General features: G+C 35.0%; 15 protein-coding genes. 6 read left to right on the forward strand and 9 right to left on the reverse strand.

Annotation, left to right across the window (positions count from 1 at the left end; all coding sequences use genetic code 11):
• Window positions 1–85: 85 nt before the first annotated feature.
• A complete protein-coding gene (locus H8R22_RS04000; RefSeq protein WP_187008821.1) occupies window positions 86–706 on the forward strand; it encodes a thioredoxin family protein in 621 nt (206 codons plus the stop codon).
• 164 nt (window positions 707–870) lie between these two features.
• Here the strand turns inward: H8R22_RS04000 and H8R22_RS04005 are convergent, their stop codons facing one another.
• The 5 genes from H8R22_RS04005 to H8R22_RS04025 all read right to left on the reverse strand — a co-directional run bounded on the left by H8R22_RS04005 (window position 871) and on the right by H8R22_RS04025 (window position 4,145).
• The gene (locus H8R22_RS04005) at window positions 871–1,404 is read right to left on the reverse strand and encodes a hypothetical protein (RefSeq protein ID WP_187008820.1); all 534 of its coding nucleotides are present in this window, start codon (window positions 1,402–1,404) and stop codon (window positions 871–873) included.
• A gap of 5 nt (window positions 1,405–1,409) precedes the next feature.
• Window positions 1,410–2,105, reverse strand: a complete 696-nt coding sequence (gene truB / locus H8R22_RS04010) for a tRNA pseudouridine(55) synthase TruB (RefSeq protein WP_187008819.1) — start codon at window positions 2,103–2,105, stop codon at window positions 1,410–1,412.
• Entirely contained in the window at window positions 2,105–2,920 is an 816-nt protein-coding gene (locus tag H8R22_RS04015; protein ID WP_187008818.1) for an undecaprenyl-diphosphate phosphatase, read from the reverse strand. Before H8R22_RS04015 ends, truB begins: the two co-directional genes overlap by 1 nt.
• Before the next feature lie 65 nt (window positions 2,921–2,985).
• Entirely contained in the window at window positions 2,986–3,225 is a 240-nt protein-coding gene (locus H8R22_RS04020) for a DUF3098 domain-containing protein (protein ID WP_187008817.1), read from the reverse strand.
• 44 nt (window positions 3,226–3,269) lie between these two features.
• A complete protein-coding gene (locus tag H8R22_RS04025; RefSeq protein WP_187008816.1) occupies window positions 3,270–4,145 on the reverse strand; it encodes a cell division protein FtsX in 876 nt (291 codons plus the stop codon).
• Between the two features lie 162 nt (window positions 4,146–4,307).
• On the opposite strand from H8R22_RS04025, the gene H8R22_RS04030 reads away from it, so the two are divergent.
• On the forward strand, window positions 4,308–7,694 hold the full coding sequence (locus H8R22_RS04030; protein ID WP_187008815.1) for a leucine--tRNA ligase: 3,387 nt from the start codon (window positions 4,308–4,310) through the stop codon (window positions 7,692–7,694).
• Between the two features lie 190 nt (window positions 7,695–7,884).
• On the forward strand, window positions 7,885–8,577 hold the full coding sequence (locus H8R22_RS04035) for a zinc metallopeptidase (RefSeq protein WP_187009587.1): 693 nt from the start codon (window positions 7,885–7,887) through the stop codon (window positions 8,575–8,577).
• A gap of 64 nt (window positions 8,578–8,641) precedes the next feature.
• Here H8R22_RS04035 and H8R22_RS04040 read toward each other — a convergent pair whose 3' ends face one another.
• The 3 genes from H8R22_RS04040 to H8R22_RS04050 form a co-directional block, all read right to left on the reverse strand.
• Window positions 8,642–9,112, reverse strand: coding sequence for an Lrp/AsnC family transcriptional regulator (locus H8R22_RS04040; RefSeq protein ID WP_187008814.1), 471 nt, complete (start codon window positions 9,110–9,112; stop codon window positions 8,642–8,644).
• 183 nt (window positions 9,113–9,295) lie between these two features.
• Entirely contained in the window at window positions 9,296–10,051 is a 756-nt protein-coding gene (locus H8R22_RS04045; RefSeq protein WP_187008813.1) for a uroporphyrinogen-III synthase, read from the reverse strand.
• Between the two features lie 13 nt (window positions 10,052–10,064).
• Entirely contained in the window at window positions 10,065–10,736 is a 672-nt protein-coding gene (locus tag H8R22_RS04050; RefSeq protein WP_187008812.1) for a DUF4271 domain-containing protein, read from the reverse strand.
• Window positions 10,737–10,838: 102 nt separating this feature from the next.
• Between H8R22_RS04050 and H8R22_RS04055 the strand changes: the two genes are divergently transcribed.
• From H8R22_RS04055 to H8R22_RS04065, 3 genes are read left to right on the forward strand one after another with little or no spacing between them, the layout of a single operon-like run.
• Window positions 10,839–11,564, forward strand: coding sequence for a polyprenol monophosphomannose synthase (locus H8R22_RS04055; protein ID WP_187008811.1), 726 nt, complete (start codon window positions 10,839–10,841; stop codon window positions 11,562–11,564).
• Window positions 11,565–11,574: 10 nt separating this feature from the next.
• Window positions 11,575–12,915, forward strand: a complete 1,341-nt coding sequence (locus tag H8R22_RS04060; RefSeq protein WP_187008810.1) for a dihydroorotase — start codon at window positions 11,575–11,577, stop codon at window positions 12,913–12,915.
• A gap of 9 nt (window positions 12,916–12,924) precedes the next feature.
• Window positions 12,925–13,404, forward strand: a complete 480-nt coding sequence (locus tag H8R22_RS04065; RefSeq protein WP_187008809.1) for a DUF4296 domain-containing protein — start codon at window positions 12,925–12,927, stop codon at window positions 13,402–13,404.
• Window positions 13,405–13,425: 21 nt separating this feature from the next.
• On the opposite strand, the gene H8R22_RS04070 is transcribed toward H8R22_RS04065, so the two are convergent.
• Complete coding sequence (locus H8R22_RS04070) at window positions 13,426–14,424, reverse strand: NAD-dependent epimerase/dehydratase family protein (protein ID WP_187008808.1); 999 nt, start codon at window positions 14,422–14,424, stop codon at window positions 13,426–13,428.
• Window positions 14,425–14,448: the final 24 nt, after the last annotated feature.

Consider the following 14,448-nt stretch of genomic DNA (forward strand, 5'->3'; position numbering starts at 1 on the left):
TTACACTTTTCAATTATTGATTGATTGATTTTTGTCATATTTTAAATAATTATTTTTAGGTAACTTTACAAAAACATATACAATCATGGACAAAACAATTGGCAAAGCACTTTTTAATAGTCACTCCTATATAGAATACCGTAAAATAGTAACTGACTTGTTGCGAGAAAATAAGTCGACGGGTAACGATCAATCGGAGGCGTTAACCCATTACAGCACTTTAAATGAAACTAGAATGCACCGTTTAGATAAAACGATGAAAATCCTGCCTGAGGTAGTTACTAGTTTACAAGCGCTAGAACACGAATATATTTGGATCGTAATTTCTGAAGGTTGGTGTGGTGACGCCGCCCAACTGCTGCCCATTTTTGATAAAATGGCCGAACAATCCGAGGGTAAAATTGATCTTCGAATCGTTTTACGAGATGAAAATGAGGAATTGATGAATCATTTCTTGACGAATAAAGCCAAATCTATTCCTAAGCTAATCGTTATCAATAAAGTAACTAGTGGCGCTTTAGCACATTGGGGGCCTAGACCTAATGGTGCGACAGAACTAATAGAAAATTATAAAAAAGAGCACGGTGTAATTGATGAAACTATTAAGACTGACCTACAAATGTGGTATCTGCACGACAAAGGATTGTCTACGCAATCAGAATTAATCGATATGATGTTAGATCTCGATCAAATCGCACAAGAATAGTTTAGTATTGCAGGGCCTATTCCAGCCATTCGCTTAAGCCCTTTTTCATAACCCATTTTTTACAAGGTCGTTGCAGGAGCTTCCGCCGGTCGCTCTGTAACGACCGTAAAAAAGAGGGTTTTTCAGTCGGGGCTACCGCTACTGTCAGGGGCAAAATCCAGGCGTTAAAAACTAATTAAGGCAATTCCTATGCTAATGTTTCCAGAGTCAGCTTGTTTGTTTATAGGAATCGTATAGTGGTTCAGCTCTATAAAAATCAGGAGATCATCAGCAGTTTGGATCCCCAAACTAACTTTTTTATAATCACCTATTAAGTTCCCACGACCTAAGGCAATGGCTTTCCCTAATCCAGCTTGTAGTGTAATTCTAGTTTCATCGCTTATTTTCGGACTTATTCTAAAATTGGCATAAATGGGAGCTACCACTAATTTACTGGACCATTCCCAGTTCAAACCACCGTGCACTCCTACTGCAATCCATTTTTTATGGTGAACGCCATAACCAAATTTAGACCCAATTCCGTCTGGTATAAAAAAAGATTGTTTTTTGTTTGTGTATGGATCAACTTCGTCTCGATTGGGATTTCCCGTTAGAGCAATTGTCACATCAAATTGAGTATAGGTAATTTTTTTATCTTGGCTAAAAGCCATAAACGAAATGATATAGAATAACAATAAGTATGGTACTCTATAATTCATAACTATTAAAGTTGATCTTCAAATAAAGTAACATCAGTAGCGTCATTCACGTTGTAATTACCAATTTTTGTTCTTCTTAAAGCCGTTAAATGGGAGCCAGAATTCATGGCTTGACCAAAATCGTATGCAAGAGAACGAATATAGGTTCCTTTGCTACAAACTACCCTAAAATCAATTTCAGGCAACTCAATTCTGGTAATTTCAAATTCGTGAATTGTCGTTTTTCTAAAGGCAATTTCGACGGTTTCACCAGCACGTGCGTGTTCGTACAAGCGTACACCATCTTTTTTGATAGCAGAGAATATAGGTGGTTTTTGATCTATTTCTCCTAAAAACTGTTTTACGGTTTCGTGAATTAATGCCTCGTTAATATGATCAAAAGGATAAGTTTGGTCTACCTCGGTTTCTAAATCATACGATGGAGTGGTTGCTCCAATAAAAAAGGTTCCAGTGTATTCTTTGGCTTGACCTTGAAGTTCCGAAATTCTTTTGGTAAATTTCCCTGTACAAATTAAAAGCAAACCTGTAGCTAGAGGGTCTAGCGTACCTGCATGACCAATTTTAAATTTTTTAGGAAGCCCCACTTTGTTTATTAGCGCATATTTTAATTTGTTCACTGCTTGAAATGAACTCCATTTTAGCGGTTTATCAATTAGTAAAATTTGTCCCTCAAGGTAGTTTTCAGCAGTTAATCGTTCCATTACTTCGTGTAAAAATAGATTAATAAGGCGATTCCAATTATAATTCGGTACCAACCCCAAAATTTAAATCCGTACTTTGTTAGCACGGTAATAAATGTTTTTACAGCTAGTAGTGCAACCACAAAGGCAATAATGTTTCCTAACAGAAAAAGTTGGATATGATTTTCATCTTGTAAAATCATTTCGAACCCTTTCATTTCAGTAGCTGTTCCTTTTCCCCAGGTTTTTACAAACACAGAGTATACAGTTACAGCCAACATCGTAGGTACAGCCAGGAAAAAGGAAAATTCGGCTGCCGCTTTTCTGCTTAAGCCTTGAGTCATCCCTCCAATAATCGAAGCTGCAGATCGAGATGTTCCAGGCATCATAGCAAGGCATTGCCAAAAACCAATGGTAATTGCTTTTTTGATAGAAATATCTTTTTCGTCAAGGATAGTGGGGTTTTGAAACCACTTGTCTACAAATAAAAGAACAACACCTCCTAAGACTAAAACAGATGATATCGCAATTTGATTACCTAAAACAGCTTCGATCTTATCATCAAAAAGATATCCTAGTACCAAAGCAGGTATAACGGCAAAAGCCATTTTTAAATAAAAAGTAACGTTTTTAAAATCAAAGAATTTTTTCCAATACAAAACGACGATGGCTAATATGGCACCAAACTGAATCGAAACCTGAAACATTTTCAAAAAATCACTTTCTTGCATTCCCAGCAGTGCTGCCGTGAAACCCATGTGAGCGGTAGATGAGATGGGTAAAAATTCAGTAAGCCCTTCAATAATTGCTATAAGGATAGCTTGTAATGTATTCATGGAAATGTATGTTAGAAAAGTAGAGGCAGGGCAGCCTAGAATCGTGATTTGCTATGCGGTACAGCCTACTTTTTAGGACTTTTCAAAATAGCATAAATGGTTATCCCAAAACCAATCAAAACAGTAGTTGGAGCTAAACGAATTCTTCTAAAGTTAAATATTGCATCACTAAAAACAGCAGGATCATCACTACCACCTCCAGACATTAATATGAAGCCAAGAGCAATTACTCCTATTCCAATTAATAAGATTGTGTAATTACTTTTTCCGAAGAGAAATTCCTGTTTTTGTTCGTTGTTTTTCATAATGTCATTGTATGGAACGAAGTAATTTCATTCCTATTTAAATATTAATACAAATCGTCTGTTCTTAAATTCAAGAAGCGTTGGGTAGCAAAATGAGTGCTTATCCAAGTGATAAGTATTCCAATAGCAAATACAGCAGCTAGCAAAATGCCTGTCAATATAGGATTGTCCAAGATACCTAAATCAGGAAAACTTGTTTCTACGTATAGTAGAACACCCACTAAGGCAAAAATAGCTAGCAGAGCACCAATCATTCCTAGTTTTACACTACGCATCACAAATGGTTTTCTAATAAATGATTTGGTTGCACCTACCATTTGCATGGTTTTAATAATAAATCGGTTCGAATGAATGGATAAACGTAAAGAGCTATTAATTAATAAAACAGCTATAAATGTCAAGAAACCACTTATGATTAAAATCCACATACTCACTTTCTTGATGTTGTCATTTACAAGATTTACTAATTGCTTATCGTATACAATATCCGAAATCATGATATTGGCACGAAGGTTTTTTTCAATTTTGGCAATACTGTCTTTTTCAACATAATCAGCTTTTAAATGAATGTCGAAAGAATTCTGTAGAGGGTTTTCGCCAAGGAAAGTCATAAAGTCTTCTCCTATAATATCCGTGTGTAGCTTTGCTGCTTGCTCTTTGGTAACATAATCTATACTCTTAGCATAAGGCGCTTTTTTTAATTCGGTTCCAAAAGCTTTCAAAATCGTATCGTTGGCTTCGTTTTTAAAGAAAACCGTCATGGCTATTTTTTCTTTAAAATCATTCGCTAACTTTTGAGAATTTATAATAAACAATCCTAAGATACCCAAAAGAAATAACACCAAGAATACACTTAGCACAACCGAAAAATAAGACGAAATTAACCTGCGTTTTTGAAACTTATCAAATGAAGAACTCATAGTTTACTTTAATTATGGGGTAAAAATAATAAAGAATTTCTTTATATGAAGTTAATAACGCCCAAAGTTTTAACTTTCGTACAATAAACGTAAATTTGCCCGCACGATATTAAAATAAAAAACCTTAGAAACTTTGCAGCTTTGCAACTTTGAAATTATATAATGAAGTACAATCCGAACGAAATTGAGGCCAAATGGCAAAAGTATTGGGCTGAAAATAAAACATTTGCAGCACACAATTATTCTGAAACCCAAGGCGAAGCCGAATCGAGCGTAGCTAAGCCAAAACACTATGTTCTTGACATGTTTCCATATCCATCAGGAGCTGGTTTGCACGTAGGTCATCCACTAGGTTATATTGCGTCTGATGTGTATTCCAGATATAAAAGACATCAAGGGTACAATGTTTTGCACCCTATGGGATACGATAGTTTCGGTTTGCCAGCAGAACAGTACGCTATCCAAACAGGGCAACGTCCTGAGGATACTACTAGTGTAAACATCGATGGTGGTTTTGATAAAGAAGGCAATCAAATTGCAGGTTATAGAAAGCAACTAGACCAAATAGGTTTTTCATTTGATTGGGATAGAGAGGTGCGTACTTCTAATCCAGAGTATTATAAACACACACAATGGATTTTTATTCAACTCTTCAACTCTTGGTACAATAAAGAATCTGATAAAGCAGAGGATATTACAACGTTGATTGCTGTTTTCGAAAAGGAAGGAAATGCAAATATAAAAGCAGTTTGTGATGATAACATAGCTGTTTTTTCTGCAGCCGAGTGGAATGCTTACGCAAAAGATACTAAGGAGAAAATTCTATTACAATACCGCTTAACGTACTTAGCAGAAAGCGAAGTGAACTGGTGTCCAGGTTTAGGAACAGTTTTAGCTAACGACGAAATCGTAAATGGAGTTTCGGAACGTGGCGGATTTACAGTAGTGCGTAAAAAAATGACACAATGGAGCATGCGTATTTCGGCTTATGCGGAGCGTTTGTTGCAAGGATTAAATGATATCGATTGGAGCGAAAGCATCAAAGAAAGTCAGCGCAATTGGATAGGAAAGAGTGTTGGCGCAATGGTTTCTTTCCCCATATCAATCTTACCCGCATTAGAAGAGAACTTGGATTCTGAAGAACTTTCTGATGCACAGAAAATATTGTGGTTAAGTTTAAAATCAAAAGCTCTTGATGTTAAGTTTACCCAACAACACCTAATTTCAGATTATAGTGTTGATTTTGTTTGTCTTTCAAAAAAATTGGTGATTGAAGTCGATGTTGATACTCATGATGCTATGCAGAAGGAGAATAATTTGAGAACAGATGCATTAGTTGAAAAAGGATTTAAAGTCATTCGTTTTAAAAACGAAGAAATATTAGGAAACTTAGCGGGAGTTTTAGATACCATAACTGAAGAATTAAATAGTATCACTGTTCCCTATTCAGAGGCTAAGAGAATCGATGTTTTTACCACTCGCCCTGATACTATTTTTGGTGTGACGTTTATGACATTGGCTCCAGAGCACGAGTTGGTGGCTCAAATTACTACACCGGCACAAAAAGAAGCGGTACAAGCTTACATTGAAAAAACGTCCAAACGATCTGAAAGAGAACGTATGGCCGATGTTAAAACAATATCAGGAGTTTTCACTGGTGCCTATGCCGAGCATCCTTTTACGAAAGAACCTATTCCGGTTTGGATAGGTGATTATGTGTTGGCTGGTTACGGAACAGGAGCGGTAATGGCAGTACCTTGTGGTGACGAGCGTGATTATGCTTTTACTAATTTCTTTAAAGATCAAAAGGGAATGCCTGCGATCAAGAATATTTTTGATAAAGATATTAGCGAAGCTGCTTTTGGTTCTAAAGAAGGATTTAAATTAGTAGATTCTGATTTCTTGAACGGACTAGGTTACAAAGAAGGAACTTACAAAGCAATTGAAGCTTTAGAGAAAATAAAACAAGGAAAAGGAAAAACAAATTACCGTTTGCGTGATGCTGTTTTTTCTCGTCAAAGATATTGGGGAGAGCCGTTCCCGGTTTATTATGTGAATGGATTGCCACAAATGATTGATGCACAGCACTTACCAATCATTTTACCAGAAGTTGAAAAGTATTTACCTACCGAAGATGGTTTGCCTCCGTTAGGAAACGCAACAGTATGGGCTTGGGATAGTGTAAACAATACAGTAGTAAATACATATTTAGTCGATAACCAGACTATATTTCCATTAGAGCTGAATACTATGCCCGGTTGGGCTGGAAGTTCGTTTTACTGGATGCGTTATATGGATCCAAAAAACGAAAAGGAGTTTGCAAGCCAAGAAGCATTGGCATATTGGGAAAGTGTGGATTTGTATATTGGCGGAAACGAGCACGCAACGGGTCATTTATTGTACTCCCGTTTTTGGAACAAATTTTTAAAAGACAAAGGCTTTTCGCCAACTGAAGAACCATTCAAAAAACTCATCAATCAGGGAATGATTTTGGGAACAAGTGCTTTTGTTTATAGGTTTTCTTGGATGGTCATGTCTGCACACTCAGAAGGATTTGATATGATCAAGCAAATGGGATCGTTTTTTATTTCTAAACATAAATATGATAAAATATTAAAGGGTGATTTAGATGAATTAGCTCAAGCGAAAGATATTTATTTGAAAAAATTGAGTAGTTTGTTTCCTGAGAAAATGCCAATTGAAACTGTTGGAGAAATTTTAATAAACTCTATTCATGCTGATGTTTCTATGGTGAATTCATCAGATGAATTAGATGTAGAAAGATTCAAATCATGGAGAGAAGAGTATAAAGATGCCGAATTTATTTTAGACGAAAACGGAAAATATATAGTAGGTCGCGAAGTAGAGAAAATGTCTAAATCGAAATACAATGTAGTAACTCCAGATAATATTTGTGCTGAATATGGTGCCGATACTTTGCGTTTGTACGAAATGTTTTTAGGACCTTTAGAACAAGCAAAACCTTGGAATACCGCAGGGATTTCGGGTGTGTTTGGTTTCTTGAAAAAACTATGGCGTTTGTATTATGAAGAAGAAACTTTAGTGGTTACTGATGAGGCGCCAAACAAAGACAACTTAAAAACCTTGCACAAAACCATTAAGAAAGTCGCTGATGATATTGAGAATTTCTCTTTCAATACCTCAGTTTCGCAATTCATGATTTGCGTTAATGAACTATCTACTCAAAAATGCCACTCGCGTGCGATTCTAGAACCGTTAGCGATAGTGATCTCGCCTTATGCACCGCATATTGCCGAGGAATTATGGTCGGTTTTAGGTCATGAAGGTTCGATTGCATTAGTTCCTTTTCCAGTTTTTGAGGCTAAATATTTAGTGGAAAGCGAGAAAGAATATCCGGTTTCCTTCAATGGAAAAATGCGTTTTACGATCACTTTGCCTTTGGATTTAACCAAAGAACAAATTGAAGAAATCGTCATGAAAGATGAGAGAACCATAAAACAATTAGAAGGCAAAACTCCTAATAAAGTAATTATCGTTCCTGGAAAAATAATAAATTTAGTAGGCTAGTACATCTAATCAAAAGTTAGTTGCCAGTGCTAGTAACGAGTGATTATTTTAAGAATCCAAATTTCGACAAAAGTTGAGATTTGGATTTTTTATTTGGATATAATTAACGAATGCCAAACTGACACTCACTAAAATTGGTTCAGAATTTGCTACATTGTACTTAATAAACAAAACTAAAAAAGACAAAAATATGGGAATGGGTTATTTAATTCTTGCAGGAGCGATCATGCTCTTTAGCTGGTTAGTTAGTTCAAGACTAAAAAACAAGTTTGAACATTATTCGAAATTGCATTTACAAAACGGAATGTCGGGTGCTGAAATTGCTGAGAAAATGTTAGTTGATAATGGCATTAGGGATGTACGCGTTATTTCGACTCCAGGTCAATTGACAGATCATTACAATCCAGTGAATAAAACTGTTAATTTAAGTGAGTCAGTTTACAATCAGCGCAATGCGGCAGCCGCTGCAGTGGCTGCACACGAATGCGGCCATGCGGTACAACATGCCGTAGGATATCAATGGTTAACAATGCGATCTAAACTAGTTCCTTTTGTTAATGTTGCTTCCAGTTATATGCAGTGGGTATTATTAGGAGGGATTTTGCTGATCAATACTTTCCCGGCTTTACTGTTGGGCGGAATTGTACTTTTTGCCGCAACTACAATATTTTCCATAGTTACTTTACCTGTAGAGTATGATGCTAGTAATCGTGCTTTGGCTTGGTTGGAAAACAAGCGTATGTTAACTCAGCAAGAGCAAGCAGGAGCGAAAGATGCCTTGAAATGGGCTGCTAGAACCTACGTGGTTGCAGCATTAGGATCTATTGCTACCTTACTGTATTATATTTCTATTTATATGGGAGGAAGTAGCCGTAGAGATTAAGCACCTTTACTAAGACATGAATTTTCAAGATTAACCGCCTCCCTTTCATAATGAGGCGGTTTTTTTATAGCTGGATTTGGCGATCTATTTGTTGGTCTAATGAAATAAAGGTTTCAGTTCTTGATACGCCCTCAATTGCTTGGATTTTAGTATTTAAAAGTTGCATCAAATGTTCGTTATCGCGGCAAATTATTTTTATTAATATCGACCAGTTTCCTGTAGTGTAATGGCATTCCAATACTTCGGGAATTTTTTTAAGTTCTTTGACAGCTTCGGGGTTTCGTAACGCTTTGTCCAGATATACACCTACAAAAGCCATGGTGTTGTAACCTAATATTTTGTTATTAACAATGAATTTAGAGCCAGAGATAACTCCTGATTGTTCTAGTTTACGTAAGCGTTGGTGTATCGCTGCTCCGGAAATTCCTATTTTGTTAGCGATTTGCAAAATGGGCTTTCTGGCATCTTCCATGAGGTAGCGCAAAATTTCTTTATCGATACCGTCTATTTCGACTACTAATGAATTGATTTTCATAACTTCTTATTTGAAACTTTAAACAGGTAACTAGTTAAATTATGAAATCAAATTTAGGTAAAATCAATTAGATTAAAACAATGATGACGTTTTATCTTCTTTTGACGAATGTGTTTTTCAATTTAAATCAAAAAAAATCACCTCAGGGAGATGATTTTTTAATAGTATTGTAATTAGGTTAGATTATTCTTTCTTCCCTTTATTAGCTTCAGCTATATATTTTTCTAGTGCCATAGTCATCGATGGTGTATTAGGAGTAGGGGCTAGGATGTCTACTCTCAAACCGTGATCTAAAGCTTCTTTTTGTGTTGTGCTTCCAAATACAGCAATTCTAGTATTGTTTTGCTCAAAGTCAGGAAAGTTCTTATACAAAGATTTTATTCCAGTAGGGCTAAAGAAAGCTAGGATATCATAATAAACATCGGCTAAGTCAGTCAAGTCACTCATTACTGTTTTGTAAAAAACAGCTTGCGTCCAGTCAACTTTTAGATTGTTTAATGTAATAGGGGCATCTGCATTTAATTGGTCAGAAGCCGGTAAAAGAAATTTTTCGTCTTTGTATTTTTTTATCAGTGGAGATAAATCTGCAAAATCTTTCGGTCCTACATAGATTTTACGTTTTCTGTAAACTACATATTTTTGTAAATAAAATGCAACTGCCTCTGATTGACAAAAGTATTTTAATCCTTCAGGAACCTTAAATCGCATTTCCTCAGCAACTCTAAAAAAGTGATCTACTGCGTTTCTGCTTGTTAAAATAATGGCGGTGTAATTATTTAGGTCTATCTTTTGAAGACGGATCTCTTTAGCATTAACTCCTTCTATATGAATAAAAGGCCTGAAATCAATTTTCACTTTATGCTTTTGTTGTAACTCAAAGTAAGGAGAATTCTCTACTTTAGGCTCAGGCTGTGACACCAAAATTGTTTTCACTTTCATATTTTAATTTTTTCTAAGTGCCTCTATTTGTAAACAAATAATACATAAAAAAATAGGGGGCTATTTCGAGAGTGCAAAGATATAAAATAAAATAAAACAACTTACTCAATATTAAATTTTGATAATTTTTAATTGAAACTAGGTAAGTTAATGTACTTATAAACAATATGATAGATATAAATACTATAGGAATATTTTTAGAAATACTATCATAATAGAACAGAATAACGTTCACTGGAAGGATAAACAAACTGATATAGGTCCTGTAGATGACCTTTTGTAAGTTAAATTGTTCCACAAATTCTTCAATATTGAACGCTGTGCCAATTATTTTTTCGATCAACAATTTAGATAACACAAAGAAGATCAAGAAAGTAAAAATTTGGATAAAAAGAACCCAATCTGTTTTTGCTGCGTAACCAAAACTACTTAGCGATAGTTGTATAAAAAAAGCGACTGAAATAATTTGTACAATAAACAAGGAGATGGTAAAGCTACTTAGAAGTTGGCTGCTGTCGCGATACACCTTAGAATATTTATCAGAAAATATTAGGTTCATAAAATCACCGAAACGATTTTCATATAGTGATTTTGTGATGGCTATAATAGCAAAAGAGAGGACGAATAAAACGGTTGCCCAATCTTTGTTTTCTGTTATTCGAGGATGAAGTATATGTTCAATCATAGGTGACAAAATTAGTAATTTTTTATATCAATCTTTTTATTATAATTTTATTATGAATCGAATGCTATAAATTGGTTACTTTTGCGGTGAAATTACTAGAAAATGAGCGATTGTATTGTTATAATTCCTACCTATAACGAAATAGAAAATATAGAAAGCATTATTCGAACAGTGCTCTCTCAACATAAATCTTTTCACGTGCTTATTGTTGACGATAATTCACCTGATCATACCGCAGACAAGGTTAGACTACTGCAAACGGAATTTGAAGGCAAATTATTTTTAGAAAACAGAAAGAAAAAGGGAGGTTTAGGTACGGCTTACGTGCATGGCTTTAAGTGGGCATTAGATAAAAAATACGACTATATTTTTGAAATGGATGCTGATTTTTCGCACAACCCTACTGATCTAGAAAAATTGTACAATGCTTGCCATTTTGGAAATGCCGATTTAGCAATTGGTTCTCGTTATGTTACAGGTGTAAATGTTGTTAATTGGCCATTAAATCGTGTGTTATTATCTTATTTTGCATCAGTATATGTGCGGATAATTACAGGGATGAAAATTCATGATGCAACAGCAGGATTTGTCTGCTACAAAAGAAAAGTACTGGAGAATATTGGGATCAATAAAATTAAATTTGTTGGTTATGCTTTTCAAATTGAGATGAAGTATAGAACATTTTGTCACAAATTCAATATTGTAGAAGTGCCCATTATTTTTACTGATAGAACCAAAGGGGAGTCTAAAATGAGTAATTCAATCATTGTAGAAGCCGTTTTTGGAGTGATTTCCCTAAGATTAAAAAAATTAATTAATAGATTATAATACAAAAACAATGAACAAGGTTTTAATTAAGAATGCCAAAATAGTAAATGAAGGAGCGATTTTTGAAGGCGATGTTTTAATTGAAAATGACATTATTGTTGAAATTTCAGAAAGTATTAGCGCGAAATCTTCTGATTGCCTTATTATTGATGCCGAGGGTAATTATTTGATGCCAGGTGCAATTGATGATCAAGTTCATTTTAGAGAGCCAGGTTTAACGCACAAAGGGGATATCGAGTCAGAATCAAGGGCTGCAGTTGCGGGAGGTATCACCTCTTTCATAGAGCAACCCAACACGGTTCCTAATGCTGTTACTCAAGAAATTCTTGAAGAAAAATATCAATTAGCGGCCGATAACTCTTACGCGAATTACTCGTTTATGATGGGTGCGACTAACGATAATCTGGAAGAAGTTCTAAAAACTAATCCCAAAAATGTTGCAGGAATTAAAATATTTTTAGGTTCTTCAACCGGAAATATGTTAGTTGATAATCAAGCTACACTTGAGAAAATATTTTCTAGTACACCACTGTTAATTGCTGTTCATTGTGAAGATGAGACAACTATAAAAAATAATTTAGAAAAATATAAAGAAGAGTTTGGTGAAGAGGTACCTATTACCGCACATCACTTAATTCGATCTGAAGAGGCTTGCTATATTTCTTCATCAAATGCTATTGCGCTTGCTAAAAAGACAGGAGCTCGTTTACATATTTTTCATCTTTCGACTGCAAAGGAAATGGATTTGTTTACAAACAAAATTCCTTTGGAGAAAAAACAAATTACCGCTGAGGTTTGTATTCATCACTTATGGTTTACGAATGACGATTACGCCACCAAAGGAAATTTGATTAAGTGGAATCCAGCTGTAAAAACAGCTAACGACAGAAACGCACTTTGGGAAGCATTGCTTGATGGTCGAATCGATGTTATCGCTACAGATCATGCCCCTCATACTTTAGAAGAAAAGCAACAATCCTATTTAAATGCCCCTTCGGGCGGGCCATTAGTGCAACATGCTGTTGTAGCAATGTTTGAGGCATTTCACCAAGGAAAAATTAGTGTTGAGAAGATTGTAGAAAAAATGTGCCATAATCCTGCGAAGATTTTCAAAATAGAAAATCGTGGTTTTATTAAAGAGGGCTATTTTGCTGATTTAGTTATAGTTAATGCTGGATTGCCATGGAGTGTAAAAAAAGAAAATATTTTTGCTAAATGTGGTTGGTCTCCTTTTGAAGGTTTTACTTTTAAATCAAGAATTACACATACTTTTGTAAATGGGAAATTGGTTTACAATGCTTTTAAAGTTAAAAATATCCGAGCAGGAAAAAGATTGTTGTTTGATCGATAAAATATACTGATGAAAAAAATACTATCGTTTTTAATGCTTTTGATTTTATTTGTTAGCTGTAAAGAGGAGGTTATTGCAAAGCCTGACCGACTTATAGAGAAAAATAAGATGATTGATATTATGTATGATTTGGCCATTCTGGAAGGAATCAAGTATAGTAAGCCAGAATCGTTAGATAGCAACCAAATCAATTCAGCTAATTACATTTACAAGAAGTATCAAGTAGATAGTTTGCAATTAGCACAGAGCAACGTGTATTATGCCTCAGATTATGTTGAGTATAAAAACATGTATGACGAGCTTATTAAACGTATCGAACGTAAGAAAACAGTGTTAGATTCAGTCGTTAAAATTAATAAAAACAGTAAAAGCAGGAAAGATTCTTTGCAAGCCATAAAGGGTAAAGCGAAACTGAAAAAAGATTCTATTTTAAATAAAAAAGCAGTTATGAGTAAAGAGGAAGTAATAAAAAGAGCAACCTTACAATAAAATTATAACTCTAGACTTTATTTAACTGAAGCTCTTTTTGATATACGTATGAACGTCAAGAAATTGATAATCTAAGGCTGTCTTTATTTTCTCATTTGAGTACATATTAGTCGAATAAGAAGCAACTGCTACAGCCTGTGTTAATTTTCTTTTACGATTAAGTATCCAGCTAACTACTGCATCTATTCTCCAAGCTATTTCTATTAAAAAAGGGCTAGCTTCTCTTTTTGGTGCCTTTACGCCAATTGCATTTGCGACAGTATTTAGGAAGTCTCTGTAAATAATATTTTGAGCAATCAAAGTATAGCGTTCATTTTTAATGGTACTATTCATGAGGTTATAAACAATTGTAGCTACATCAGTAACTGCAATAAACCCAGTTGTGCCTAACGTATAGTATGGCATTCCCTTTTCAACTTTTTTTATTAACTCACCACTACCTTGATCTTCAAATCCAGGTCCTACAATTACTCCTGGATTTACAATTATAACATCAAGTCCTTCTTGCTGCCCGCGCCATACCTCCATTTCGGCCCCATATTTAGAAATAGCATAATCACTGTGTTTTTTTTCAGGATTCCACTCTGCAGCTTCTGTTATTATTGTTTCGGTACTCAAGACGTCGCCTAGGGCTGCAGTAGAGCTAATATGACATAATTTTTTGATTCCTTTTGCTATTGCAAAATTCACAATATTTGCGGTTCCTTCAATATTTATTTTTCGTAATTTCTCTTCATCTTTGGAATCAAAAGAAATAAAGGCGGCGCAATGATAAACTAGTGTTATTCCTTTAAAGGCAATCTCTAGCGCTGGAATGTTTATTATGTCTGCTTGTACCCATTCGATGCGGTCAAAAAGAATTGTTTTATGGTAGCGATCAAATAATGATTTTGTTTTGTCAATAGTGTCAGCGGTGCGATAAGTGGCACGTACCATAGACTGATTTTCATCGCTGTGCGATAGTATATGTACTAATAAATGTGCACCCACTAAACCGGTTCCTCCTGTTACTAAAATCATATAGCGAATTTACAAAATAGGAAG

Source organism: Flavobacterium kayseriense, assembly GCF_014305095.1.
In the GTDB taxonomy this organism is placed as follows: domain Bacteria; phylum Bacteroidota; class Bacteroidia; order Flavobacteriales; family Flavobacteriaceae; genus Flavobacterium; species Flavobacterium kayseriense.